Raw genomic sequence first — 25,727 nt, 5'->3', positions numbered from 1 at the left:
ATGGATGCTAAACAAACGCGGCAGGGTGTGCTTTTCGCGCTGGCTGCTTATTTTATCTGGGGCATCGCGCCCGCTTATTTCAAGCTTATCTATTACGTTCCTGCGGATGAAATCCTGACTCACCGCGTGATCTGGTCTTTCTTTTTTATGGTGGCGCTGATTTCCGTCAGCCGTCAGTGGAGCAACGTCAAAAAGCTTTTCAGCACGCCGAAAAAGGTGTTTGCGCTGGCGCTCAGCGCCGTGCTGGTAGGCGGCAACTGGCTATTGTTTATCTGGTCGGTGAATAACCATCACCTGCTGGAAGCGAGTCTCGGCTATTTTATTAATCCGCTGGTGAATATTCTGCTGGGCATGGTGTTTCTGGGCGAGCGTTTTCGCCGCATGCAGTGGCTGGCCGTACTGCTGGCGGCGTGCGGCGTGCTGGTGCAGCTCTGGACGTTCGGCTCGCTGCCTGTCATCGCGCTCGGTCTGGCTTTCAGCTTCGCCTTTTATGGCCTTGTGCGTAAGAAAATCGCTGTCGATGCGCAGACCGGCATGCTGATGGAAACACTGTGGCTGCTGCCGGTTGCCGCTATCTATCTTTTCGGCTTCGCCGACAGCGCCACCAGCCATATGGGCAATAACCCCTGGACGCTCAATCTGCTGCTTATGGCCGCGGGTATCGTGACTACCATCCCCCTGCTTTGCTTTACTGCCGCCGCCACCCGTCTGCGGCTCTCAACGCTGGGCTTTTTCCAGTATATCGGCCCAACGCTGATGTTCCTGCTGGCGGTGCTGTTCTACGGCGAAGTGCCGGGGCCGGATAAAATGGTCACCTTCGGCTTTATCTGGCTGGCGCTGGCTATCTTTATTATGGATGCGGTTTATACCCAGCGGCGCACACGCAAAGTCTGATCCTCCGCGCCCGGCTACGCTAACAGCCGGGCGCTTTATTACCGTTTTTTTGCAAAGCTAACCTGTTTTAATTCTTTGTTATTTCAGACGCGCTCTCGCATCTTCTGCCTTTATCTTCTGATTGCGCAGAGCCCGGAGCATGAGCGAAAAAACCGCCGTTTATTTGCATGACCAGCAACGCGAAGCGATTCGCCAGCTTGCCCGCTCGTGGCTGTGGCGCAGCGAACTGCCGACCTGGCTTCTGATTATCGCCGTTTATAGCGGCTGGTTCGGGACGCTGGCTTACTGGCGAACCCTCGGCCTGCTGCCCGCCACCCTGCTGCTTATCTTTTTTACCGCCTGGTATATGTCGTTGCAGCATGAGCTGATTCATGGGCATCCGACGCGCTATCCCTGGCTTAACCAGCTGTTTGGCATGCTGCCGCTGGCGGTCTGGTATCCCTATGGGCTTTATCGGGATTCACACCTGGCGCACCATCGCCACCACCCGCTCACCCTGCCGGATGAAGACCCGGAAACTTACTATTTCTCCGCCGCGCGCTGGCAGCGTTTCCCCCGATGGCAACAGCGAATCATCGCACTGCGCAATACTTTTGCAGGCAGGCTGTTGCTGGCGCCGCTTCTTGATATTGCCGGCGTGCTGGCAGGTATCGGGCGGGCTTTTCGCCAGCGGGAGAAAAGCAAGATAGCGATGTGGCTGACCCACGGCGCTCTCCTCGCCCTGCTCGTCGCCTGGCTTAAGGCATGTGATTTTTCGGTCGTCTGGTTTCTGCTGGCTGTCAGTTATCCGGCGCTGGGCATCACTAAAGTCCGCTCTTTTCTGGAACACCGCGCCGCTGAAGAGCCGCAGGCCCGTTCCGTCATCAACGAGGCCGCATGGCCCTGGCGGCTGCTGTTTTTAAATCTGAACTATCATTCAGTACATCACGATCTGCCTGGTCTGCCCTGGTACGGGCTGCGCACGGTTTATTTGCTCTGGCGAAAAGAGTATCAGCAACGCAACCACGGCTTTGTGGTGCAAGGCTACCGTGAATGGCTGCGCCGTTATCTGTTTACTGCGGCGGATGTCACGGCGCATCCCGCTACTTTTGCGGCTGAAAAGGGTTCAGTAAACAATGAGTAACTGTGTGGCACTGCCGATGTATGACGTTTATCCGCCTGCTACCGATGCGCTGTGGGCGGCGCTGCGCCCGTTACTGAAAGAGCAAGGCATAACGCAGGAGATAACGTTTACTCGCCCGTCCCATCTGTTTGAGCACTGGCAGGACGATGCTCTGCTCCTGAGCCAGACCTGCGGCTATCCTCTTACTACGCAGTTGCCCGACGTTCAGACGGTAGGCTGTTTTCATTATTCCGCTCCCGGCTGCAAGGGGCCGTTTTATCGCAGTTTTTTAGTGGCGCGGGCGGAAGATAAAGGCAAAACGCTGGCGGATTTTCAGGAAAGAACCGCAGTCTGTAACGCCGTCGATTCCCATTCCGGCTATAACGCGCTACGTAAAATGGTTGCGCAGCTTGGCTCGCCGTCGCGTTTTTTCCGCGACGTAACATTCAGCGGCGGCCATAAAGCCTCGCTGCTGGCGCTGCAACAAAAAAGCGCGGACATTACGGCGGTTGACTGCGTTACTTTCGCCCTGCTTCAACGCCACCAGCCGGCGTTGCTGGCCGGGCTAACGCTGATTGAAGAAACGCCGCTTGCGCCGGGCCTGCCGCTGATTACCTCGCGCCGGACCGCTCCCGATACGCTTTTAGCGTTACGCAGCGCGCTACAGCAGCTTGTCAGCGAACCCGGCCTGCGCGCCACCTGCGCCGCCGCGCTGATCCAGGGCTTCAGCCCGGTTAGCCGCGAGGATTATGAAGTGATGCTGCAATGGCAGCGGGAAGCGGCTGTCGCAGGCGTCGACGCGCTGTAAGTCCGTAAAAAAAGGAACCCGAAGGTTCCTTTTTTCATTACAGCCAGTTGCGGCGCTTGAAGTAGAGATAGGGCGCCAGCCCGGCGAGGATCATAAAAATAATCGCCGCGGGATAACCGAAGCTCCATTTTAGCTCCGGCATAAACTCAAAGTTCATCCCATAGCTGGAGGCCACCAGCGTCGGCGGCAGAAACACCACGGAAACCACCGAGAAGATTTTGATAATGCGGTTCTGCTCAATGTTAATGAAGCCCATCGCCGCCTGCATCAGGAAGTTCACCTTCTGGAACAGCGATTCGTTGTGCGGCAACAGGGACTCGATATCGCGCAGGATTTCCCGCGCCTGCTCAAGCTGCCCGCCTGGCAGACGCGCCTTGCGAACCAGAAAGTTGAGCGCGCGCTGGGTATCCATCAGGCACAGGCGCACTTTCCAGCCGGTATCTTCCAGCTCCGCGAGGGTGGAGAGCGCTTCGTCATACTCGTCGCCCTGTTGCCCTTCCATAATGACGCGGCTCAGCTCTTCAAGATCGCTGTAAATATTTTCAATTTCATCCGCCAGCTGTTCGATTTTGGTTTCGAACAGATCAAGCAGCAGCTCATAGGCGTTGCCGTCCATCATCGACTGGTTGCGGGCGCGCATGCGATAAAGGCGAAACGCCGGCAGTTCGCGCTCGCGCAGCGTAAAAAGCCGCCCGTTACGAATAGTGAACGCCACGGTGGAGTTGCCGCCATGGTCTTCCGCATCTTCGTAGAAGAAAAAGGAGTGAATGTGCAGCCCGTCTTCGTCTTCGAAGAAACGGGCGGAGGCTTCGATATCCTCCAGCTCTGGACGCGTTGCCAGGCTCTGGCCAAGTTCCGTTTGCACGCGCTGTCGCTCGCTCTCTTCCGGCTCTACCAAATCAACCCAGATAGAATTAGTCAGAGGGGCGGCCTCATCCACTTCAAGGCGAGACAGTCGGTTATTTTCCAGTTGAAATGCGCTCAGCATGACCGGGACTCCCAATACAAAAAATCTCGGACAGTTCGGTTGGCACACAGAAACAATATGGGTTTCAGACCCTTAAACAGTCTGACTCAGCGCGACGGGGAAAAATGCGGTCGCCGACAACCACTAAGGCCATCAGCGTGAGAGGATAGCCTTAGGAGTTGTGCCTGTTTGACAGGTTTTTGAGCCAGCATCTACTGGGTGTGTCCAAGGCGAATGTCCTCTTAGCGTAATCGTGGGCGCATGTTACGCCAGCGAAAATTAGGCGTCAACACGCGCACTTAAGATATAACACTTCACTTATTGGCGGTAATAATGACTCAGGCGTTGGCGTCTGATTCTCGCCTCGTCAACTTCCCCGCCGCAGGCCTGTTATGCCTGCCGCCACACTTTAGTTTTAGCAGTCCTGGTTGCGTTTCGCTAAGAAATTATGCCCTTTTTCAACGAGATAATTTCGAAGCGGCGGGGTTATGAGCGCATTATGGCGGGAAGGTGTGACAAAAAAATGGCGAAGGCGCGATAATCCGCGCCTTCAGCGCCTTATAAGAACGTCTCAGACCGTTTCAAGGCGGGCGTAAGCGGCCACGAGCCACTTAATGCCCTGACCGTTAAACGCCACTTGCAGGCGGCTGTGCTCGCCGCTGCCTTCAAGGTTAACAATAGTGCCTTCGCCGAACTTCGGATGGCGCACCCGCTGGCCGAGTTTATAACCCGAGTCGTTTTCCGCCACCGGCGTGCCCAGCTGTTTATGGCTGACAGGACGGCTGACGCTGGCGCGCAGACGCACCTCTTCCACGCAGTTTTCCGGCAATTCGGCGATAAATCGCGACGGGCGATGATAAGCCTCTTTGCCATACAGACGGCGGGTTTCGGCATAGGTTAAGGTGAGCTTTTTCATTGCGCGCGTCACGCCTACATAGGCAAGGCGGCGCTCCTCTTCCAGACGTCCGCCTTCATCCAGCGCCATCTGGCTTGGAAACATGCCTTCTTCCATGCCGACGATAAAGACCTGCGGAAACTCCAGCCCTTTGGCGGAGTGCAGGGTCATCAATTGCACGGCATCCTGCCAGTCATCCGCCTGGCCTTCGCCCGCTTCCAGCGCGGCATGGGAAAGAAACGCCTGCAACGGCATTAAATCTTCGTCTTCATCCTGATAGCTGAACTGGCGCGTCGCCGTTACCAGTTCCTCTAAGTTTTCAATACGTGCCTGGCCTTTCTCGCCTTTTTCCTGCTCGTACATCAGCCAGAGGCCGGAGTCCTTGATAACGCGGTCGGTCTGTACATGCAGCGGCATATCGGCGGTTTCGTGCGACAGCGCGTCGATAAGCTCCAGGAAACGCTGCAAAGCGCTGGCGGCGCGTCCGGCGAGCGCGCGCTCCTGCAACAGTTCGCGGCTGGCCTGCCAGAGCGTAACCTGGCGGTCGCGCGACGCCTGGCGCACCACGTCCAGCGTACGGTCGCCGATGCCGCGCGTCGGCGTGTTCACCACGCGCTCAAAAGCCGCATCATCGTTACGGTTCACCATCAGACGCAGATAAGAGAGCGCGTCTTTGATTTCCTGTCGTTCAAAGAACCGCATGCCGCCGTAAATGCGGTACGGCATGCTCGCCTGCAATAGCGCCTCTTCCAGCACGCGCGACTGGGCGTTGCTGCGATAAAGAATGGCGCAATCCTGCAAGGCGCCGCCGTTTTCCTGCCAGACCTTGATGCGGTTAACCACAAACCGCGCTTCGTCGAGCTCGTTAAAGGCGCAGTAAAGCGAGATAAGATCGCCATCGCTGCCGTCGGTCCACAGCTCTTTGCCAAGACGACCGGCATTGTTGGCAATCAGGGCGTTAGCGGCGTTCAAAATATTGTTGGTGGAGCGATAGTTTTGCTCCAGGCGTATTGTCTCTGCACCCGGAAAATCGTTCAGGAAGCGCTGAATATTCTCGACCTGCGCGCCGCGCCAGCCGTAAATCGACTGATCGTCGTCGCCCACGATCATCACCTTGCCGGTATCGCCCGCCAGCATGCGGATCCAGGCGTACTGAATGCTGTTGGTATCCTGGAATTCGTCCACCAGGATGTTGGTAAAACGCTCACGATAATGGTTAAGGATGTGCGGTTTGTTGAGCCACAGCTCATGGGCGCGCAGCAGCAGTTCGGCGAAATCCACCAGGCCCGCGCGGTCGCACGCTTCCTGGTAAGCCTGATAGATTTTCTGCCACGTCTGCTCAACCGGGTTGCCGTAGCTCTGAATATGGTGCGGGCGCAGCCCGTCATCTTTTTTGCCGTTGATGTACCACATCGCCTGGCGCGGCGGCCACTGCTTGTCATCGAGGTTCATCGCCTTAATCAGGCGCTTGAGCAGACGCAACTGGTCTTCGCTGTCGAGGATCTGAAAATCCTGCGGCAGGCCGGCGTCCATATGGTGCGCGCGCAGCAGACGGTGCGCCAGCCCGTGGAAGGTGCCGACCCACATTCCGCCCTGGCTTGTGCCCATCAGTTGCCCGATGCGGTGGCGCATCTCCGCCGCCGCTTTGTTGGTAAAGGTCACGGCCATAATGGAATACGGCGAGCAGTTCTCAACCATCAGCAGCCAGGCGATGCGGTGCACCAGCACGCGGGTTTTGCCGCTGCCCGCCCCCGCCAGCACCAGCATATTGCTGCGCGGCGCGGCTACGGCTTCGCGCTGTTTATCATTAAGGCTGTCGAGCAGGTAAGAAACGTCCATTGGCACCGCCGGGTAAGAAGAGGCAGGAGTACGCCTGAATCCTGGCGGCGGCCGACATCCGGCAACCTCAAGGGTTCAGGCTATACAGACCTGGAATTATATACAGAGTTGTGACGATTATATCAGCGAGGTCAGGGATGCCAACTGCGAAATCTCCAGATGCGGCAGCAAACGGCTGTCTTCTATCTGCATCAGGTCGCCATCCAGCAGGTTTATCCAGCATGCCTGCACGCCCGAACGAATCGCGCCGGCGACATCGGTAGTGAGGTCGTCGCCCACGTGCAAAATTTCACCCGGCGCCACGCCAAGCTTCTGCGCAGCCAGATGATACATATCGCTGTAGGGTTTCGAGCGCCCGTGCGGGCCTGCGCGCAGCACAAACTGGAAATAGTCGCCAAGGCCGAACAGATGCGGCTCGGCGTTGCCGTTGGTAATCGCCACCAGCGGCCATTTTTGCGCCAGCTTTTTCAGCGCGTCGTGCGTTTCCTGCGAGACATCAATGCGGCTGCGCCAGGCGGCGAAATTGAGCATCGCTTCGCGCGCGCCTTCGGCGGCTTCGTGCGGCGTTAAGCCCGCTTCAAGCATCACCTGCTCGACGGCGCGTCGGCGCCATTCGGTCACGTCGTGGTAGATGTCGGGTTCTTTTTCACGCAGTACGGCGCGCACCCGCTGAAAATCCGCGACGGTAAAGCCGCTCAGGCTAGGGTGGTAGCGCTGCATAAACGCCAGCGTCTCCTGCTCGGTGCGCCGGATAACCGGGCGATTGTCGTAAAGGGTATCGTCAAGATCGAACGTCAGCGCGGCGATCGGGCCCAGCGGGCGATAAAAATGCATTACGGTTTCCCCCGTTTAGCGCGTGGATGCGCGGCGTCATAGACCGAGGCCAGATGTTGAAAATCGAGGTGGGTGTAGATTTGCGTCGTGGAAAGGTTCGCATGGCCGAGCAGCTCCTGCACCGCCCGCAAATCGCCGCTGGATTCAAGCATATGGGTGGCGAACGAGTGACGAAGCTTATGGGGGTGCACGTGGCTGTTAAGCCCCTGGCGGATGCCCCATTCAGCGAAACGCTTCTGGACGTTGCGGGCTGAAATCCGCTTGCCGGGCTTCGAGAGAAAAAGCGCGTCGTCATCCGGCCCGAAGAGCTCGCGCAAATTAAGCCAGTGCTCCAGCCACTGGACGGCGCTGCGCCCCATCGGCAGGCGGCGTTCTTTGCTGCCTTTTCCCGTGACCCAGACTTCGCCGCTGGCCAGATCAAGGTGTTTGCAATCAATATTCACCAGCTCGGAAAGACGCAGCCCGGCGCCGTACATGACTTCGAGCATGGCGCGATCGCGCACTGCCAGCGGGTCGTTGATATCAATATCCAGCAGGCGGTTAACATCATCCACGTCGATATTTTTTGGCAGATGGCGCGGCGCTTTCGGCGTGGCAATGCCTTTCGCCGGGTTAGCGGGCAGTTCTCCCTGGCTTACCAGCCAGTCGAAGAAGCTGCGCAACGCAGAGAGTCGCAAAGCGAGGCTTGAGGCTTGCAGCCCGGCGCGGCGGCTGCGTACGGCGAAGGCGCGCACGGCAGCGCCATCGCACTGCTGCCAGCTTTGCAGCTTCATCTCGCCGGCAAGCTGAATCAGGGCGGAGAGCTGGCGGCCATAGTTCAACAGCGTGTGCGGGCTGAGCTGGCGTTCAACTTTCAGATAGCGCAGAAAGCGGTCCACCGCTTCCTGCAAAGGGGAATCGATCATACGCGTTCAATCCAGCGCTCCAGCAAATCAGGCAGCATCAGTGAAAGCTCATCCAGCAGCTGCGTGCCTTGCCCTTCATGATAATGATGCGGGTCGCGGCTGCTAAAAATTACCACGCCGAGATCTTCTTCGCGCCCCATCAGCGACATCGCCACCGAACCGACGGCTCTGGCCTGCGGCAGGACAACCAGCAACTCGGGGCCGTGCAACTGGCCCAGATAATGATAATCGCCCCCCATGCGCTGAATGCGCACCGGCTCAAACGCCTGGCGGCTCAGGGCGAGATGGGTAAAACCGGACGGCGCGCCAAGGCGCCAGCGATCGGGGAAGAGACGCACGCAGGCGTCCGCCAGCCCCATTTCCCGCGCCCACTTATGCAGACGCGTTAACATATCTTGCAGGCTGTCGGCCGCGCTCAGCCTGCGCTGTAACTTCAGCAGGCTGTTGAAGAGATCTTCATTGACACTCGCCTGCTCCATCAGCTGGGACATGTTCTCTTCCAGCACATTGATATGATGGCGAGAGCGCGCCATATGCCATTCGACCAGCGAGACAGTGCCACGAACCGGATGCGGAACGCGCATTTGTTCGACCATGGCGGCGTTGCGGATAAAAAAGTCAGGATTGTTCAGCAGGTAGTCGCATACCGCCTCGTCATCCAGCTCCACGAGGCTTGCCTGCTGTTCCCCGGCATTAGTCATAGATGTATGAACCCGTCATAAACATGAGTTGCAGGCCCGGTCATATACAGCGGATGACCCGGTCCTTTCCAGGCGATATCCAGCCGCCCGCCGGGCAGGTCCACGCGCACCTGCTCGGCCAGCAGCCCTTGTTGGATGCCTACCGCCACCGCACCACAGGCGCCGCTTCCGCAGGCCTGGGTTTCTCCCGCCCCGCGTTCGAACACGCGCAGCCGGATATGTTCCTGATTCATGACCTGCATAAAGCCGATATTGGCGCGCTCCGGAAAGCGTTCGTGGCTTTCCATTACCGGCCCCAGTGTTTCCACCGGCGCGGTAGCCACGTCATCCACCTGAATCACGCAGTGCGGGTTGCCCATCGACACTACGCCGCACAGTATGGTCTGCTCGGCGGCGCGCATGATATAGGTTTTCTCTGCCTTGTTGGCGCGAAACGGCACTTTCGCCGGGTCGAATACCGGCTCGCCCATATTAACGCGAACCAGCTCGTTCTCATCCACGCTCAGAACCATGCGGCCATTGGCGGTGCTGACGCGAATATCGCGCTTGTTGGTCAGCCCCTTAAGGCGGACAAAACGGGCGAAGCAGCGCGCGCCATTGCCGCACTGAGAGACTTCGCTGCCATCGGCATTGAAAATGCGGTAGTGGAAATCAAGGTCTGGATCGTAAGGCGGTTCGACGATCAGCAGTTGATCGAAGCCAACGCCAAGATGCCGGTCCGCCAGACGGCGGATCAATTCAGGCGAAAAAAAGACATTTTGTGTCACCGCGTCAACGACCATAAAGTCGTTACCAAGGCCATGCATCTTAGAGAATTGCATTTTTTACTCCGTTTGCGCGGTTACGCGGCGCGATCGCTAATAAATCACCTGGGTCGGGCCGTCGTTATCGCCACGGTCGTTGCGGTTTGGCGTGACAGTTTGCGGTTGCGCCTGCGGAGCAGGAGTCGGTTTCGCCTGAGTGTCCGCTGGCGGAAAATAAAGCGGGCCTTTAAGGCCGCAGCCTGAGAGGCTAAAAAGCGTTAATACCAGCGCCAGCGAACGGAACATCGTCTTCATTTATCGGTTGCCTGTGGTTCATTTATTCTGCTTTCTATCATCGCAGGTGAACCCTGAAAAGCAATAGTTTGCATACTCGCGCGTAACGGAAAACCGCTTGTCCGGCAGAAACGCCCGTGCAGCGCGGTTTCTATTCAAAGTCATAACTTTTATACTGCCGCCACGACAGACAAAAGGAACACGAGATGAACGACAGCGAATTTCATCGCCTCGCCGATGGCCTGTGGCAGACCATTGAAGAGCATATCGACGACTACGACGGCGACACCGATATCGATTGTGAAATCAACGGCGGCGTACTGACTTTGTCGTTTGAAAACGGCAGCAAAATCATTATTAACCGACAGGAGCCGCTGCATCAGGTGTGGCTGGCGACGAAACAGGGCGGTTACCATTTTGACTATAAAGGGGATGAATGGGTCTGCGACCGCAGCGGCGAAACGTTCTGGGCGCTGCTGGAAACCGCCTGTAGCCAACAGGCGGGCGAGCCGGTTAGCTTTCGCTGATTACGACTGATATTGCTGCATCATCGGCGCGGCGCCATCGTCCTGATTGGCGGGAAGCGCGGCGCTGATAGCCTGATTGCGAAACGGAATCACCTGCTGGCGGCCATCGACCTTCACAATCTGGTAGAACTGCGGCAGGTTGAAGTTGATAAAACTTGAGCCGTAGGTGAACCGGTCGTGAGACGAAGAGTAGAACCGGCTGACGTCGCGCACCAGCTCCTCTTTGCTCCCCTCGCAGTGGTGATAAACCTCCGCCCGGTTGCTCTCATCCAGAATGTAAATGTTAAAGCCCCGCTCGTCGTTCGTCTCTTCGAAGAAGAACTGAATGATCCCTTCGCTGGCAAACCCATCCACCACTGGCGGCAACTGTACGTGGTTGGTTTCCACCTGCACCGACAGGCCATGCAATTTGTTATGTGAGATAGCGCCATAAAACTCAATGGCGTTTTCCAGCTTCTGCACCGAAACGTTAAGGCGCTCGAAGAACAGCCCCCACGTTTGCCCGGCAACGCGCAGCGCTTTAAAGCGCCCCGGCTCAAGACGGGTGCTGGAGAGGCGGAACTCGATACACTCTGAAACCAGCTGCTGAACGCGAGTGCGGATTAAACCGCGCAGGTGCTGGCTATAGCAAAACACCTCAACGCTATCCGGCGGCGCGGCGTCCTGGTGCATTTTACCGAGAATGGTTTTCAGCGCTTCAATCATCGCCTGCTCGCCATTGAAGTGCAGCGTACGCACTTCATTCCACGAGTTGCGATAAAGCAGATCGATACTGCCTATCAGGCACTGCTGCTGTTCGCCGAAGCTGAAAACATCCAGCTTGCGGAAGTCGAAATGCACCACCTGGTTGCGAAATGCCGCCGTCGGGTCATATTCCAGGTTAACGATAATTGCCAGATGACGGATTTCGCACGGGCTGTAGAGCGCTTTTGGCGTAGGCGCGGGTAAACGCAGCGGGAAGTGATGCGATACATCCGCCACCATCTCTTGCAGCTTCGGCAAATCGCATATCCCGTTGCCTTTAATAAACAGGCGCGTACGGGAGGTCAGCAGGCCGTTGAAATAGGCCCAGGCCACCAGCTTGTTCAGATAGCGGTTATATTCCAGCGGCTGATGGCTGATGATGGTGTCCATGTGCGGCGCGCGATTATAAAGATACCAGCCGGAGCGGTTGGCCCGGCCTGGCGGCACATGGATAAAGGTTAAATTCGGTTCGCTGAGATCCGGCGAAATTTGCGGGTTAACCAGGGTGACTTTACCCGGCAGCGCTTCAAACGCCGCATAAAGCTTACGCGTAAGCACGCCAATATCCTGCGGGCTTGCCGAAACGCTCAGGTTGTTGCGCCGTGCAAAGCGGATCAGGTTGCGGTAGCTCTGCATCATCGCATCGAGCAACTCATTATGCGCTTCGCGCACCTGGTCGATTTTCCAGTTAGCGCGGTTATCCAGCATGGCGAGACGCTCTTCGTCCCAGCCCCACTCTTTTACCAGCTGACTCAATACCTCACGACGCCAGCCGACGCAGGCACGCTCCCGGCTCAGCTTTTCGCATACCTTCAGGTAGAAGCAACGGCGTACCAAATCCAGACGCGCCGTATCTTCGATTTGCGTCAGATAATGGGTGACGCGCTCCAGCATCATGCAATAGGAGTCGAGGCCGAAAGAGACGATTTCGCCATCGTGCAGACGCTGCTTAATGTCTTTCGCGAGAAGGCGTGTATGCGGGTATTCCCAGGAATAGGCTTCCAGCAGCAGCGTTTTCAGCACGGCCTTATAAGGGGAATCAATACTCTTATAAAGCTGCCAGAGGCTGGCGCCGAAATACTCTTCCGCCGACAGCGAGCTCAGGCCGCCGAGATCGAGCCATTCGTTAGGCGTCAGCACGCCCTGCGCATAGAGGCGCATCACGTAATCGTCGTAATGCTCTTCTTCTTCGTCTGGCACCATATTCCACAGAATACGTTTACCCGCGAGGCGTACGGCGGTGCGATAAAACTCATCCAGCAGCAAGATATGCTGCGTGGAACCGCAATCTTCGCCGCCAAGGCTGCCGCTTTCGTTATGGCGAAAACGGTTTTCATCGATCAGGAAAAAGCTGACTTCAACCCCAAGCGACGCCGCCCAGCTTTCAAGCAGGCTGCATTTGCGCTGCAACAGCTGACGTTCTTCGTTGTCCAGCCATGCCTGATGACAAACCCAGATATCCAGATCCGAAGAACAGCTTTGCCCAACGGATGAGGTGCTGCCCATGGTATAGATGGCGGTGATAGGCAATTCGCCCTTCGCTGTTTCCTGCGGCGGCATGCCGTGGCGCAGCTCAAGCTCGTCTAGATAGTGGCGCTGGGTTTCATCAGGCGTGAAAAAGCAAATGCCATGGGGAACGTTACCGTCCAGGTAACCCGGCATCAGCGGATGGTGATAATGCAATAATGTAGGCAGCAGACTGTAAACCTGTTGGAATGCAGGTCCCATGGCAGCAAGCGCGCGATCCACACGCAGTTGATTGATGGCATCCAGTCTCTGTTTCAGAGTCTCAATATAGAGGTACAAGACGTATCGCCTGATGGTTTCAGTATTTCGAAAAAAACACCGCTCCCGCTGTCGCCCTTGTGATTATGATGGTGCAGGCTGACAATCGGTTTAAAACGTGATCAATCTAACACCTTGCAGATTGACCGTAAAGAAAGATGCGCTACTTAACAATTGTAGCACCGATCCCCCGCTTGCTGTTCCATAATACGAGACACTTCCCGCCTGCGGCGCCGACCCGTTATGACTGACAGCCTTCTGTTAAGAGTGTTAGGATGCTCAGCGGACGATATTTACGGTAACAAGCATGGTAGACAAAGTATTAAGAATTGCCACCCGGCAGAGCCCGCTTGCACTCTGGCAGGCGCAGTATGTAAAACAGCGCCTGGAGGCGTGCCACCCCGGGCTTGAAGTGGAACTGGTGCCGATGGTGACGCGCGGCGATGTTATCCTCGACACGCCGCTGGCTAAAGTGGGCGGCAAGGGGCTGTTTGTCAAAGAGCTCGAAATGGCGCTGCTGGAAAAACGCGCCGACATCGCGGTTCATTCGATGAAAGACGTGCCGGTCGAATTTCCGGAGGGGCTTGGCCTTACCACCATTTGCGAGCGTGAAGATCCACGCGACGCTTTTGTTTCCAACCATTATAAAAGCCTGGATGAAATGCCTGCGGGTAGCGTGGTGGGCACCTCCAGTCTGCGTCGCCAGTGTCAGATTGCCGAGCGCCGCCCGGACCTGGTTATCCGCTCCCTGCGCGGCAACGTCGGCACGCGGTTAAGCAAATTAGATAATGGCGACTATGACGCGATTATCCTCGCCGTGGCGGGCCTTAAGCGACTCCAGCTTGATGAGCGCATCACCAGCGCGCTGCCGCCGGAAATTTCCCTGCCCGCCGTCGGCCAGGGTGCAGTCGGCATTGAGTGCCGGCTGGATGACATTCGCACCCGCGAACTCCTCGCCCCGCTCAACCACGCCGAAACAGCTGTCCGCGTTCGCGCCGAGCGCGCCATGAATACCCGGCTGGAAGGCGGTTGTCAGGTGCCTATCGGCAGCTATGCCGAACTGGTGGAGGGCGAACTGTGGTTGCGGGCGCTGGTCGGCGCGCCGGACGGTTCGCAGATGGTTCGCGGCGAACGTCGCGGCAAGCCTGACGAGGCGGCGGATTTAGGCGTATCGCTCGCTGAAGAGCTGCTGAACAACGGCGCGCGGGCCATCCTTGCGGACGTGTATAAAGGAGAAGGGCCTGCATGAACATCCTGGTCACCCGCCCGTTCCCTGCCGGGGAAGCATTAGTGAGCCGCCTGCGCGCGCTCGGGCGAGAGGCCTGGAGTTTTCCGCTGATCGAATTTACCCCAGGGCGTGAACTTGCTCGCCTTCCTGCCCTGCTCGACGCCCTTACGCCTGACGATCTGCTCTTCGCTGTTTCACAACATGCCGCGCATTATGCCGGCGCTGAACTTAAGCGCCTCGGCAAACCCTGGCCGCAAAATGTTAACGCTTTTGCCATTGGCCGAACCACAGCCCTGGCGCTGCATCAGACCAGCGGTCTGCACGTAAGCTATCCGCGCGATCGGGAAGTCAGCGAAGTCTTGCTACAATTACCTGAATTACAAAACGTTGCCGGCAAGCAGGCGCTGATTTTGCGCGGCAACGGCGGGCGTGAATTGCTGGCTGAAACGCTGGTGGAACGCGGCGCTAACGTAACGTTTTGTGAATGTTATCAACGTTGTACGAAAATCTATGACGGGACAGAGGAAGCCTGGCGCTGGCAGTCGCGCGGTATCGACACGCTGGTGGTAACCAGTGGCGAAATGCTCGACCAGCTTTATGCCCTTATCCCGGAGTGGTATCGCACTAACTGGTTGCTGCGCTGTCGACTGGTCGTCGTCAGCGAGCGTCTGGCGACCCTCGCCCGGGAACGGGGCTGGCAGGATATTCTGGTCGCCGACAATGCCGACAACGACGCGCTGCTGCGCGTGTTGCAATAACTCTCATAACGGGAAGCCATAATGACGGAACAACAACATTCCTCCGACGTGGTTGAAGAGACCAGGGAGGCCGTGGAAACGACGCCACGACCGGAAAACGCAGAGAAGAAGGATCGTACCGGCAAAGCCGCTCTCGCGCTGAGCGCTATTGCTATCGCCATTGCGCTGGCGGCAGGCGCGGGTGTCTGGACATGGGCCAAACATCAGGCTTCCGCGCAAAGCGCCAGTACCGATACCCTCGCTTCGCAAGTAACCTCGCTGCAAAACCAGCAGCAGGCGCAGAACGCCGAATTGCAAAATATTATCAAGCAACAGGCGGGCGCGCTGGAAGAAGCGAAAAACCAGCAGGCGGCGATGGCGCGCCAGCTGGATGAAGTTCAGCAAAAAGTGGCGACGATTTCCGGCACTGAGGCGCACACCTGGCTGCTGGCGCAAGCCGATTTCCTGGTGAAGCTGGCAGGCCGTAAGCTCTGGAGCGATCAGGATGTCACCACGGCAGCCGCGCTGCTGAAAAGCGCGGACGCAAGCCTTGCGGATATGAACGATCCGAGCCTGATTACCGCTCGCCGCGCCATTACTACCGATATCGCCAGCCTTTCGGCGATAACCCAGGTCGATTACGACGGCATTGTCCTGAAGCTGAATCAACTATCAAACCAGGTGGATAACCTGCGCCTGGCGGATAACGACGACAACGACGCGCCCATGGACAGCGACGGCACCGAGCTTTCCAGCTCGCTTAGCGAGTGGCGGCAAAACCTGGTGAAAAGCTGGCAGAACTTTATGGACAGCTTTATCACCATTCGCCGTCGCGACGATACCGCCGTGCCGCTGCTGGCGCCGAATCAGGATATTTACCTGCGCGAAAACATCCGCTCGCGCCTGCTGATTGCAGCTCAGGCGGTGCCGCGCCATCAGGAAGAGACCTATAAACAGTCGCTGGATAATGTCTCTACGTGGGTTCGCGCTTATTACGATACCGACGACGCAGGCACCAAAGCGTTTCTGGAAACGCTGGACAACCTGAGCCAGCAGAACATCACCATGGAAGCGCCGGAATCGCTGCAAAGCCAGCCGATTCTGGAAAAACTTATGCAGACTCGCGTGCGCAACCTGCTGGCGCAGCCCGCCGCTGAGGCGAACGCCCCGCAACCGGCGCCGCAAGCCGCCGCGCCTGCCGCCGCTCAGGGAGAACAATAATGCTGAAAGTGTTGTTGCTCTTCCTGCTGTTAATGGCAGGCATCGTGCTCGGCCCTGTTATCGCCGGGCATCAGGGGTACGTGCTTATTCAGACGGATAACTGGAATATTGAAACCAGCGTGACTGGCCTGGTGATTATTCTTGTTCTGGCTTTGCTGGTGCTCTTTGCTGTCGAATGGTTGCTGCGCCGTCTTTTTCGCACCGGCGCGCGCACTCGCGGCTGGTTCATGGGCCGCAAGCGCAGCCGGGCTCGTAAGCAAACAAAACAGGCGCTGCTGAAGCTGGCGGAAGGCGATTATCAGCAGGTTGAGAAGCTGATGGCGAAAAACGCCGATCACGCTGAACAGCCGGTTGTGAACTACCTTCTGGCCGCCGAAGCCGCGCAGCAGCGCGGAGATGAAGCGCGTGCGAATCAGCATCTCGAGCGCGCCGCTGAGCTTGCGGATAACGACCAGGTGCCGGTAGAGATCACCCGCGCGCGGATCCAGCTGGCGCGTAATGAAAATCACGCCGCCCGTCATGGCATTGATCAACTGCTGGAAATCACTCCCCGGCATCCGGAAGTGCTGCGACTGGCTGAACAGGCCTATATCCGCACGGGCGCCTGGGCTTCGCTGCTTGATATTATCCCGTCCATGCAAAAAGCGCAGGTCGGCGACGAAGCGCACCGCGAAGCGCTGGCTCAACAGGCCTGGATGGGACTGATGGACAAAGCGCGCGCCGAACAGGGTAGCGAAGGGTTGAAGCAGTGGTGGCGCAATCAGAGCCGTAAAACGCGCCAGCAACCTGAATTGCAGGTCGCTATGGCGGAGCATTTAATTGAATGCGACGATCATCAAACCGCGCAGGAAATTATTCTCGACGGCCTGAAGCGTCAGTATGACGAGCGTCTTGTGATGCTGATGCCGCGCCTGAAAGCGGGCAACCCGGAGCAGCTGGAAAAAGTGCTGCGCCAGCAAATCAAGACCCATGGCGACCGACCGCTGCTGTGGAGCACGCTTGGCCAGTTGCTGATGCAGCATGGCGAATGGCAAGAAGCGAGCCTGGCTTTTCGCGCCGCTCTTAAACAGCGTCCGGACGCGTTCGACTACGCCTGGCTTGCCGACGTGCTCGACAGGCTTCATAAGCCGGAAGAAGCGGCCGCCATGCGTCGCGACGGCCTGTTGCTGACATTGCAGAATAACCCGCCTTCCTGACGTTCCTCTGCGGGCGAACAGCCGTTTGCCCGCCTCTTTTCCTTTCGCCCATAAAAAAACACCTGCCCGAAGGCAGGTGTTAAAACAGGTCTGTTTGACAACAAATTGTGGTGCTTCACTCAACGTTGTGTCCAGGGTGTTTGATGAGGCGTAAGCGACATCTGTCTGTGGACGATAAGCACCGTAAATGGCTCTGCGTCATTCCGGGGTTTATGAAGCCTGGGGCAAACATAAGGAGTGGAATGAGCATCTACGCACTCAATATAGCATAAGGCGTGCCAGGCATTCACAAACGCTTGAAAAATATCTTTTTTCTTAGCCATATCATTAGCTTATGGAAAATAGATTACGTCAGTTACGGGGCGTTACGCTCTGCTGTAGCCACGCCTGATGTCTCTTTGCAGCGACACCCATAAGCCATCTAATAAAAAGAGTAATAAAAATAAAGGGTTAGGTGTCTCTATAAAGAGACAGGCTGTGCCGGAAGGGTGGTTTATTGATGACGCTTCAGGGAATGCAGGGGAAGCAGAGGGAAGCATCATAAGAAATGAGAAAACAAAAAACCCCGCCGAAGCGGGGTTCAAAATTGGTCGGCGAGAGAGGATTCGAACCTCCGACCCACTGGTCCCAAACCAGTTGCGCTACCAAGCTGCGCTACTCGCCGAGGTACTGCTTTTTGAATTTTTAGTTCAATTCAAGGAGTGGTGCGAGGGGGGGGACTTGAACCCCCACGTCCGTAAGGACACTAACACCTGAAGCTAGCGCGTCTACCAATTCCGCCACCTTCGCATGCCACAAAATAATGGGGTGGCTAATGGGACTCGAACCCACGACAACTGGAATCACAATCCAGGGCTCTACCAACTGAGCTATAGCCACCACTGTAAATCTTTTACTGCCTGTTCTACTCTCGTCGCTCAAGCGCCTTATTAAAATGGCGCGCCCGACAGGATTCGAACCTGAGACCTCTGCCTCCGGAGGGCAGCGCTCTATCCAGCTGAGCTACGGGCGCGTAGCGCCGTTGCGGGTGGGGATACTACGGTCTTAGCGCCCTGCTGTCTAGTGCTTTTTTTAAGAAAATGCGCGTTTGGTTATGCTTTGCGCATCATGGCGGTTATCTGTCCGCTTTTGGCTCGTGAACGTGTCGATTAAGGCCGAATACCTTATAGACCAGCGAAACTAACGCCAAAAAGAGTATGCCGACAAACAGCGACATGCGCGTGTCGTCGTTAATACCCATGCCCACCAGCACACAAGCCAGAAACGCCATCGTCAGCCAGTTCGCCCACGGGAAAAGCACGGAGCGGAAAGGATGCGAAGCGATAGCCTGGCGATGAACATGGCGGAAGCGAAGCTGGCTAATCAGGATCACGAACCACGGCACCATGCCCGGCAGCACGCTGGCGCTGTAGACATAAACGAATACGCGCTGCGGGTTGGGAATGATGTAGTTCAGACAAGAGCCGATCAGCAGAATAATAATAGAAAGCGTAACGCCCGCTACCGGCACGCCGCTTTTCGATACTTTCGTCATCGCCTTCGGTAACTGGCGGTTTTTTGCCAGCGCGTAGAGCATACGTCCGCAGCTATACATCCCGCTGTTGCAACCGGACAGCGCCGCCGTCAGCACCACAAAGTTGATAATGCCAGCCGCGGCGGTAATGCCAATTTTCGCGAATGTCAGCACAAACGGGCTGCCGTTGCTGCCTATCTCATCCCACGGAAAAATCGTTACGATAACGAAAATGGCGCCGACATAAAAAATCAGGATTCGCCAGAGAACCTTGCCTACCGCGCTGCGCAGCGTGACCTGCGGGTTTTTCGCCTCGCCTGCGGTGATACCGATAAGCTCAACGCCCTGATAAGAGGCCACCACAATACAAAGCGCGGTCAAAAAGCCTTTCCAGCCGCCAGCAAAAAAGCCGCCATGCGATGTGAGATTAGAGAAACCTGTGGCATGGCCGCCATTGCCGAAACCAAAGAAAATCACGCCAAGCCCCACCACGATCATCACAATAATGGTGGTGACTTTAATCATCGCGAACCAGAACTCGATCTCCCCATACAGCCGAACCGCGGCAAGGTTTGCTAACGCGACCAGGCCTACGGCCAGCAACGCGGGCAGCCATTGCGGCAATTCAGGGAACCAGTACTGCACATAGACGCCAATGGCCGTGATTTCCGAAATCCCTACCGCCATCCACATAAACCAGTATGACCAGGCGGTGAGATAGCCAAAAAATGGGTTTATATAACGGTGCGCATAAACCGCGAACGACCCCGCCACAGGCTCCAGAAATAACATTTCGCCCATCGAGCGCATGATAAAAAAAACAAACAGCCCGGCGATAATATAAGCCAGCAATACCGACGGGCCTGCCCATTTCAGCGTGCTTGCCGCGCCCATGAACAGGCCGACGCCAATCGTGCCGCCAAGCGCGATAAGTTCAATATGTCGAGCTTCCAGCCCACGCTGTAGCTCCGCTTTTTCTTCTGCCATAGATCCTCAATTGTGTTTGCATCTGTTCCGGGTTGACCGGTTATTGTGATGTGGCCATCTCACGTGCCGCGCAGGCCATCGATTCATCAAATAAATGACGGATACTGAATACTGCGCGCGGGCGCATGTTTTAACAATTTTTGGCAAATGGCAAACGATGCTTTGAAAAAAAGCGGATTCTGGATAATAAAGCAGCGGTGAAGGCAAGGAATGCAGCGTGCTTTCGGCACGCTGCAAAAAGATCAGAGGCGTCCGGTGTAATGCCAGCCGAGATAACGCAGCAGCCGCAGCTGACGCACAAGGCGGCCTGGCTGGGAAAGCAGACGATAAAGCCACTCGAGGCCCAGATTTTGCCAGGCTTTAGGCGCGCGCTTTACGTGTCCGGTGAATACGTCATACGTGCCGCCTACGCCCATAAAAAGCGCGTCGGGATGCACGCTCCGGCAATCGCGCATGAAGATTTCCTGGCGCGGCGAACCCATAGCGACAGTAACAATCTGCGCGCCGCTGTCGCGAATACGTGCAAACAATGCCTGACGCGCTTCGGGCTTAAAATAGCCATCCTGGCTGCCGACGATATTCACGTTCCAGAGCTTTCGAAGTTTCGCTTCCGTCTGCGCCAGAACGTCAGGCTTGCCCCCCACCAGGAACACCGGTGTGCCAGCCTCGCCGGCGCGCGCCATTAACGCTTCCCATAAATCAGCCCCGGCGACGCGGGAAACCTGGGCTCCCGGATATTTTTTACGTACGGAACGCACAACGCTTATACCATCGGCATATTTAAATTCCGCCGCTTCAATAAGGCTTCGTACTTCGGCATCCGCTTCCAGCGTCAGCATTTTTTCAGCGTTAATCGCCACCAGCGTACCCTTTTTCAGCGCGCCATCCGCATACAGATAATCAAGGGCATGCTGCATATCGCGCCATCCCAGCAAAGGTAAACCGCGCAGGGTATAAATGGGGGCAGAACTCTTGTCCGTCATAACAATCCTTAGTTAACGCTCAGGTCGGCGAAAGCGGGCCAGAAGAACGGCGCAGGCGGGCATGAACCAGCCCGGCGCTTTCGAGCAACCAGTACAGCAGCTTTGCCATCAGCAGGCAGGCGGAGAATATCAGAAGGAAAAACACCACGCGGGAAGCGAACGCGTCGATGCCTTCGCGGGCCAAGACTATCATGTTGAAAATGGCGCCGAAACAGAAGCTGTGCAGCACCGCCGCTTTATAGCGGTTAGTCTCCCGGTTGCCACGCTCGTAAATCCAGTCGAACCATTTAATGATAAGCCCCACAGCAACCGCGCCTGGCAGGATAAACCACACGCCGCCCATGATAACCAGCGATCCGATAAGCGTGGGTGAAATAGCCAGCCCCGAGTGGTTATTGAGCACTTCCCATGTGAAGTAGTTAGCGCTATTCAACACGATGTGCGGGCGATCCGGCCACAGCCAGGAAGGAATAAACACGTAGAAATCCCGCACAATGGGCGCCAGCCCCTGAAAATCAATATGGCTGTAGTTTTGCAGCAGCAGCGCAAAATTCTCCCATGGCGAGAAGGTATCGCGCGTGAGATAGAGGAAAGTGTAAAACGCTTCATCGCCGCTCACGTTCAGGCCATAGCGTTTCAGCGCCAGCCAGAACATGCCGACAATGCCAAACACGCCTGCCGCCACCAGCATCCAGAGCGAAATCCAGCCGCGAATAATGCCGATAAAGAGAAAAATGGCGAAGGCGATAATGATATTGGCGCGGGTGCCGCCCACGATCATGTAAGTGAGCAGCCCAAAGGCGACGGTGCTGACAAGGAAAAAGAGCCAGGCGCGGCTGTCCTGTCGCAGAAAATAGATAACCAGCATCGCCGGAATAAAGAAATAGAAGAAGCGCTTAAGCGCTACGCCTGACACTTCGCTGGAAAAAATCTGGCTGTAGGACTGCAAGCGAAACAGCAAAAAACCATTATGCAGGAAAAAGATGCCGACGCTTATCAGCGCCACCGCCATGAGGATCATCCATAACAGATGCGTTTCCACCCGGTTCATGGTGAAAAATCCCGGGCCTGTTGGCGCATGGCTTTTCGGGCGCAGCCGGGTTTTATACGTCACATAGTAAACGCCATAGAAACACCCCGCGGCCAGCAGCGCCTGGAGCAAGGTTTCCGGCGGCACGACTGCCACGTTAAAGCGGAACACCAGCAGGCTGGTTAGCGGAAAACCGAAGAAAAAAGTCAGCAGAAAAAGCAGCGAAAAAAAGACGTTAAAGTTAAACCGTACGCGACGGAATTCAAACCAGGTCAGCGTGCCGATGAATAGCGTTGCTATAAGCCAGACGATAAACAGGCCGCTAAATTGCAATACGCTCATGCCATTTCTCCTGACGCGATATGCAGCGCCTGGTGCCAGCCCGCAAGATAGTTTGGTTTAAAGAAAGCGATGCGGGATTTATCCACCGCCTGTAACTGACGCTGCGCTTCGCGCACCACCGCTTCATTAAGCATATCACCGGTAAAAAGCACCGGCAGGTTTTGCTCCGCCATATCTCGCCAGAAGGGATTATCGCGGCTGAGCACGCACGGCACGCCCGCCTGAATCAACAGGCAAAGCGTTCCTATTCCCTGCTGGCGGGCAAAGATAAAATATCCCAGGTCGCACTGGCGCAGCAGCGCAAGGTAATCATCAAACGCGAGTTTATCGCGCAAGATTTGCAGATTTTCGTCCCGGAAAAGCGCTTTTCCGGCCTGCGCCACCTCGTGGATATAGGCGTCGTTATTTGCCGGATACCCCATCGGCACGACAACACGCACGGTATCGCCGAACTGCTGATGAACCGCCTTAAGCGCGGCGATATGTTCATTACTGCGATCGCCTGAATTACCCACCAGAAGCGTGAGTTTGCCTTCGCGAGCCGGCGCAGCGATATCGTTCAGCGCCGGATCCATGCGCGTCGGGAAATAAAGCAGTTCGCTTGCCACTTTCGGTTGGCGCTGTTGAAACCAACTTAAATCGCCGCGAGTGGCGAAAACGCGGCCCACCCGCCCCTGCGCCAGCCGACGCAAGCGGTAGAAAAGGCGAAACTTCAGGCTGCGGGACACCTCATAGAGATCGGCGCCCCAGATGTGCCAGTTCATTTGCTCAGGCTGCAACCCTCCGGTCAGCAACGCCAGCCAGATGCCGGTATTAAACTGCCCGTGAAAAAAGAAACGCTGCCGCCGGTCGGCGCGGGCCATCGCCACTACCGCTTTCGCCAGCGTTTTTTTGTCAGGAAACTGGCGGATCCGCAGCGCAGGAAACGCATGCGCCAACTGCGCGTCGCTGGAAACGACCATGAACTCGCGCGCCTGCGGATGGGCTGACGCCAGCTCGTCATTAAAAAATTGCAGTACCGTCTGGTTATGATGGGGAATATCAGACCCCAGAATGTGCATCAATGCTGTCATGCCTGCCTGCGCCACAATAAAAATACGCCGCTACAGAGAGCGAAATAGACAATATACGTCGCCATATAAGCCTGGGCCGCACCTGCGGCGCCATGCGCCGGGATGAGCCAGTGCGAAAAGGCGGTTAATAAAGCAAACTGGCTGATTTCCGTCAAAATATAAAAGCGCAGCGACGCTTTGGCGATGACGAGATAACCAAAGACGTAAGCGCCTACTTTCATGACATCGCCCACCAGTTGCCAGGCAAAGAGATCGCGCATGGCGGTAAACTTCGGCGAAAAGAGCAGCCAAATCGCCACGTCGCGCAGCAGCCATACGGCGAAGCTCGCCGCCGCTACCGCAGGCAACACGAACTTCAGCGAACGCAAAATCTCACGGGTAATCTCTTCTTTTGCCTGGAGGCGCGAAAGCGTCGGCAACAGATAAACGCTAAAAGAGGCGGTGATGAACTGAAGATAAGCATCGGAAATGCTGCTTACCCCTTGCCAGATCCCAACCTCTTCCCAGCTATAGTGAGACGCCAGCAGGTTTCGCATCATCACGTAAGCCACCGGCAGCGTGACGGAGGTAATGAGCGCCATCAGGGTAAACTTCCCCAAATGCGCCGCCAGCGCCCGGTCCCAGCCGGGTTTCAGATAACCTTTCGGCAGATGGCTGCGCCGGCGAAGCATAAACGCAGCGGGGATAACCACCAGCGCAGGCACGAGCGCCAGCCCAAGCAGCGCGCCCTCGTAACCACCAAGACGAAAACAGGCGTAATACGCGATAACGCCAATCAGACTCCCGGCGATCAACGCCAGCGCGTTGCCTGCGGCGTCGCGAAAGCCTTTGATAATGGCCAGGCTCAGGTTCGCCCAGGCGATACCCATTTGCACGAGCGCAACCAGCCGCACGACGTTTTGATAGTTATCGTGACCGAAAAGCCCGATGCTGATCGGCCTCGCGGCAAGCAAAAAGATAACCGCCAGCAAGGTGGAAAAAGCGAGCACCATCGCCGCCGCTGTGCGTGTGACTTTGCGCAGTTCAGCTGGATCATCACGATGCTGCGCAACAAGCTTAGTCACGCCGTTAAAAATTCCGGCGCCCGCAAGCACGCCAAGCACCGTCACCAGCTGGCGGAAGTTACCTGCCTGCCCCACGCCTGTTGGACCAAACGCTACCGCCAGCAGCTTTACCACCAGTAAACCGGCGCCAATTTTTACCAGTGTGGACGCGGCGGTCCACACCGAAGCTTTAGCCAGAGACATGTCAGCCGAAGTAGCTTAACAGAGAGGAAATAACCGTCCGCTGGTTTACCGGCGACAGATTATAGAAAAGCGGCAGGCGCACCAGTCGTTCGCTTTCGCGGGTGGTGTAACGATCTTCACCATGGAAGTAGCCAAACTTTTCCCCTGCCGGGCTATTGTGCAGAGGAATGTAATGGAATACCGCCAGGATCTCCGCCTCTTTCAGATAAGCGATAAGCTCGCTGCGGTCGTTAATATCGCGAAGCTTAATGTAAAACATATGCGCGTTATGGCTGCACGCCTGCGGCACTGAAGGCAGTTCAATGCGTCCGGCGCGCGCCAGCGGCGTCAGCGCGTCAAAGTAAGTCTGCCACAGCGCCAGGCGCTGCTGGTTAATACGATCCGCCGCCTCAAGCTGCGCCCACAGATACGCCGCCTGAAGGTCAGACATCAGGTAGCTGGAGCCGATATCGCGCCAGGTATATTTATCGACCTGCCCGCGAAAAAACTGGCTGCGGTTAGTGCCTTTTTCACGGATGATTTCCGCGCGCTCCACCAGCGCCGGGTCATTGATAAGCGTCGCGCCGCCTTCGCCGCCCGCGGTGTAGTTTTTCGTTTCATGGAAGCTGAAACAGCCTACATGCCCGATAGTGCCCAACGCGCGCCCTTTGTAAGTAGACATCACGCCCTGGGCGGCATCTTCCACGACATACAGGTTGTGCTTTCTGGCGATCGCCATGATGGCGTCCATCTCGCACGCTACGCCCGCATAATGCACGGGCACGATAGCGCGCGTTTTTTCCGTTATCGCAGCTTCAATCAGGCTTTCATCGATATTCATGGTATCGGGACGGATATCCACAAAAACGATAGTCGCGCCGCGCAGCACAAAAGCGTTAGCGGTGGAAACAAAGGTATAGCTTGGCATGATCACTTCATCGCCCGGCTGGATGTCGAGCAGAATCGCGGCCATTTCAAGCGAAGCGGTACAGGAAGGCGTTAATAACACCTTTTTACTGCCGAAGCGCTGTTCAAGCCACTGCTGGCACCGGCGGGTAAAACCGCCGTCGCCGCACAGCTTGCCGCTGCCCATCGCCGACTGCATATAATCGACTTCTGTACCTACCACTGGCGGAGCATTAAATGGGATCAT

23 protein-coding genes and 4 tRNA genes are annotated in these 25,727 nt (G+C 56.6%); 8 read left to right on the top strand and 19 right to left on the bottom strand.

All coding sequences use genetic code 11. From position 1 onward, the window contains the following. The 3 genes from rarD (at position 1) to DW56_RS14900 (ending at position 2,804) form a co-directional block, all read left to right on the top strand. On the top strand, positions 1-894 hold the full coding sequence (rarD, locus tag DW56_RS14910; RefSeq protein WP_024551646.1) for an EamA family transporter RarD: 894 nt from the start codon (positions 1-3) through the stop codon (positions 892-894). A 139-nt stretch (positions 895-1,033) separates the two neighbouring features. Next, positions 1,034-2,017: a fatty acid desaturase gene (locus DW56_RS14905; RefSeq protein ID WP_024551645.1), complete on the top strand. Its 984-nt coding sequence runs from the start codon at positions 1,034-1,036 to the stop codon at positions 2,015-2,017. Further along, positions 2,010-2,804, top strand: coding sequence for a phosphate/phosphite/phosphonate ABC transporter substrate-binding protein (locus tag DW56_RS14900; RefSeq protein WP_024551644.1), 795 nt, complete (start codon positions 2,010-2,012; stop codon positions 2,802-2,804). The genes DW56_RS14905 and DW56_RS14900 overlap by 8 nt, the downstream gene beginning before the upstream one ends. 37 nt (positions 2,805-2,841) lie before the next feature. On the opposite strand, the gene corA is transcribed toward DW56_RS14900, so the two are convergent. The 8 genes from corA to lptM all read right to left on the bottom strand — a co-directional run bounded on the left by corA (position 2,842) and on the right by lptM (position 10,003). After that, the gene (gene corA / locus DW56_RS14895; RefSeq protein ID WP_024551643.1) at positions 2,842-3,792 is read right to left on the bottom strand and encodes a magnesium/cobalt transporter CorA; all 951 of its coding nucleotides are present in this window, start codon (positions 3,790-3,792) and stop codon (positions 2,842-2,844) included. A 151-nt stretch (positions 3,793-3,943) separates the two neighbouring features. Further along, a complete protein-coding gene (ysgD, locus tag DW56_RS23185) occupies positions 3,944-4,000 on the bottom strand; it encodes a YsgD/CorL family protein (RefSeq protein WP_349951758.1) in 57 nt (18 codons plus the stop codon). A 342-nt stretch (positions 4,001-4,342) separates the two neighbouring features. Further along, positions 4,343-6,505, bottom strand: coding sequence for a DNA helicase II (gene uvrD, locus DW56_RS14890; RefSeq protein WP_029589942.1), 2,163 nt, complete (start codon positions 6,503-6,505; stop codon positions 4,343-4,345). A 117-nt stretch (positions 6,506-6,622) separates the two neighbouring features. After that, positions 6,623-7,339 (bottom strand): 5-amino-6-(5-phospho-D-ribitylamino)uracil phosphatase YigB, encoded by a 717-nt coding sequence (yigB, locus tag DW56_RS14885; RefSeq protein WP_024551641.1) that lies wholly within the window; start codon positions 7,337-7,339, stop codon positions 6,623-6,625. Further along, the gene (gene xerC / locus DW56_RS14880) at positions 7,339-8,244 is read right to left on the bottom strand and encodes a tyrosine recombinase XerC (protein WP_024551640.1); all 906 of its coding nucleotides are present in this window, start codon (positions 8,242-8,244) and stop codon (positions 7,339-7,341) included. Before xerC ends, yigB begins: the two co-directional genes overlap by 1 nt. Then, entirely contained in the window at positions 8,241-8,945 is a 705-nt protein-coding gene (locus DW56_RS14875; RefSeq protein WP_024551639.1) for a DUF484 domain-containing protein, read from the bottom strand. The genes xerC and DW56_RS14875 overlap by 4 nt, the downstream gene beginning before the upstream one ends. Beyond that, positions 8,942-9,766 carry a diaminopimelate epimerase gene (dapF, locus tag DW56_RS14870; protein ID WP_024551638.1) on the bottom strand — a complete coding sequence of 275 codons (825 nt, stop codon included), beginning with the start codon at positions 9,764-9,766 and terminating at the stop codon, positions 8,942-8,944. The genes DW56_RS14875 and dapF overlap by 4 nt, the downstream gene beginning before the upstream one ends. 36 nt (positions 9,767-9,802) lie before the next feature. Continuing rightward, positions 9,803-10,003, bottom strand: a complete 201-nt coding sequence (gene lptM, locus DW56_RS14865; protein WP_024551637.1) for an LPS translocon maturation chaperone LptM — start codon at positions 10,001-10,003, stop codon at positions 9,803-9,805. Between the two features lie 185 nt (positions 10,004-10,188). Between lptM and cyaY the strand changes: the two genes are divergently transcribed. Next, complete coding sequence (cyaY, locus tag DW56_RS14860) at positions 10,189-10,509, top strand: iron donor protein CyaY (RefSeq protein WP_024551636.1); 321 nt, start codon at positions 10,189-10,191, stop codon at positions 10,507-10,509. On the opposite strand, the gene cyaA is transcribed toward cyaY, so the two are convergent. Beyond that, a complete protein-coding gene (gene cyaA / locus DW56_RS14855; RefSeq protein WP_024551635.1) occupies positions 10,510-13,059 on the bottom strand; it encodes a class I adenylate cyclase in 2,550 nt (849 codons plus the stop codon). It lies immediately after the preceding gene. Positions 13,060-13,345: 286 nt separating this feature from the next. Here cyaA and hemC point away from each other — a divergent pair, with 286 nt between their 5' ends. The 4 genes from hemC to hemY are packed head-to-tail and all read left to right on the top strand — an operon-like array spanning position 13,346 to position 17,420. After that, positions 13,346-14,287 (top strand): hydroxymethylbilane synthase, encoded by a 942-nt coding sequence (gene hemC, locus DW56_RS14850; RefSeq protein WP_024551634.1) that lies wholly within the window; start codon positions 13,346-13,348, stop codon positions 14,285-14,287. Continuing rightward, entirely contained in the window at positions 14,284-15,024 is a 741-nt protein-coding gene (gene hemD / locus DW56_RS14845; protein WP_024551633.1) for a uroporphyrinogen-III synthase, read from the top strand. The genes hemC and hemD overlap by 4 nt, the downstream gene beginning before the upstream one ends. A 21-nt stretch (positions 15,025-15,045) precedes the next feature. After that, complete coding sequence (hemX, locus tag DW56_RS14840) at positions 15,046-16,224, top strand: uroporphyrinogen-III C-methyltransferase (RefSeq protein ID WP_024551632.1); 1,179 nt, start codon at positions 15,046-15,048, stop codon at positions 16,222-16,224. After that, a complete protein-coding gene (gene hemY, locus DW56_RS14835; protein WP_024551631.1) occupies positions 16,224-17,420 on the top strand; it encodes a protoheme IX biogenesis protein HemY in 1,197 nt (398 codons plus the stop codon). The genes hemX and hemY overlap by 1 nt, the downstream gene beginning before the upstream one ends. A gap of 587 nt (positions 17,421-18,007) precedes the next feature. Here hemY and DW56_RS14830 read toward each other — a convergent pair. The 10 genes from DW56_RS14830 to rffA form a co-directional block, all read right to left on the bottom strand. Continuing rightward, a tRNA-Pro gene (locus DW56_RS14830) sits at positions 18,008-18,084 on the bottom strand. Between the two features lie 38 nt (positions 18,085-18,122). Then, positions 18,123-18,209, bottom strand: a tRNA-Leu gene (locus DW56_RS14825). Between the two features lie 14 nt (positions 18,210-18,223). After that, positions 18,224-18,299: transfer RNA gene (locus DW56_RS14820), tRNA-His, on the bottom strand. 56 nt (positions 18,300-18,355) lie between these two features. Further along, a tRNA-Arg gene (locus DW56_RS14815) sits at positions 18,356-18,432 on the bottom strand. Positions 18,433-18,534: 102 nt separating this feature from the next. Further along, entirely contained in the window at positions 18,535-19,920 is a 1,386-nt protein-coding gene (gene thrP, locus DW56_RS14810; RefSeq protein WP_024551630.1) for a bifunctional threonine/serine APC transporter ThrP, read from the bottom strand. A gap of 242 nt (positions 19,921-20,162) precedes the next feature. Further along, positions 20,163-20,903 carry a lipopolysaccharide N-acetylmannosaminouronosyltransferase gene (gene wecG / locus DW56_RS14805; RefSeq protein WP_024551629.1) on the bottom strand — a complete coding sequence of 247 codons (741 nt, stop codon included), beginning with the start codon at positions 20,901-20,903 and terminating at the stop codon, positions 20,163-20,165. 19 nt (positions 20,904-20,922) lie between these two features. Then, positions 20,923-22,275 carry an ECA oligosaccharide polymerase gene (gene wzyE / locus DW56_RS14800; RefSeq protein WP_024551628.1) on the bottom strand — a complete coding sequence of 451 codons (1,353 nt, stop codon included), beginning with the start codon at positions 22,273-22,275 and terminating at the stop codon, positions 20,923-20,925. Next, on the bottom strand, positions 22,272-23,348 hold the full coding sequence (locus DW56_RS14795) for a TDP-N-acetylfucosamine:lipid II N-acetylfucosaminyltransferase (protein ID WP_024551627.1): 1,077 nt from the start codon (positions 23,346-23,348) through the stop codon (positions 22,272-22,274). Before DW56_RS14795 ends, wzyE begins: the two co-directional genes overlap by 4 nt. Beyond that, a complete protein-coding gene (gene wzxE, locus DW56_RS14790) occupies positions 23,345-24,595 on the bottom strand; it encodes a lipid III flippase WzxE (protein WP_024551626.1) in 1,251 nt (416 codons plus the stop codon). Before wzxE ends, DW56_RS14795 begins: the two co-directional genes overlap by 4 nt. A 1-nt stretch (position 24,596) precedes the next feature. Further along, on the bottom strand, positions 24,597-25,727 hold the full coding sequence (gene rffA, locus DW56_RS14785) for a dTDP-4-amino-4,6-dideoxygalactose transaminase (protein ID WP_024551625.1): 1,131 nt from the start codon (positions 25,725-25,727) through the stop codon (positions 24,597-24,599).

It is taken from the genome of Franconibacter helveticus LMG 23732 (genome assembly GCF_000463115.2).
In the GTDB taxonomy this organism is placed as follows: Bacteria; Pseudomonadota; Gammaproteobacteria; order Enterobacterales; family Enterobacteriaceae; genus Franconibacter; species Franconibacter helveticus.
Note: the sequence above shows the minus strand (reverse complement) of the source record. Positions and strands in the feature narration are given on the sequence as shown.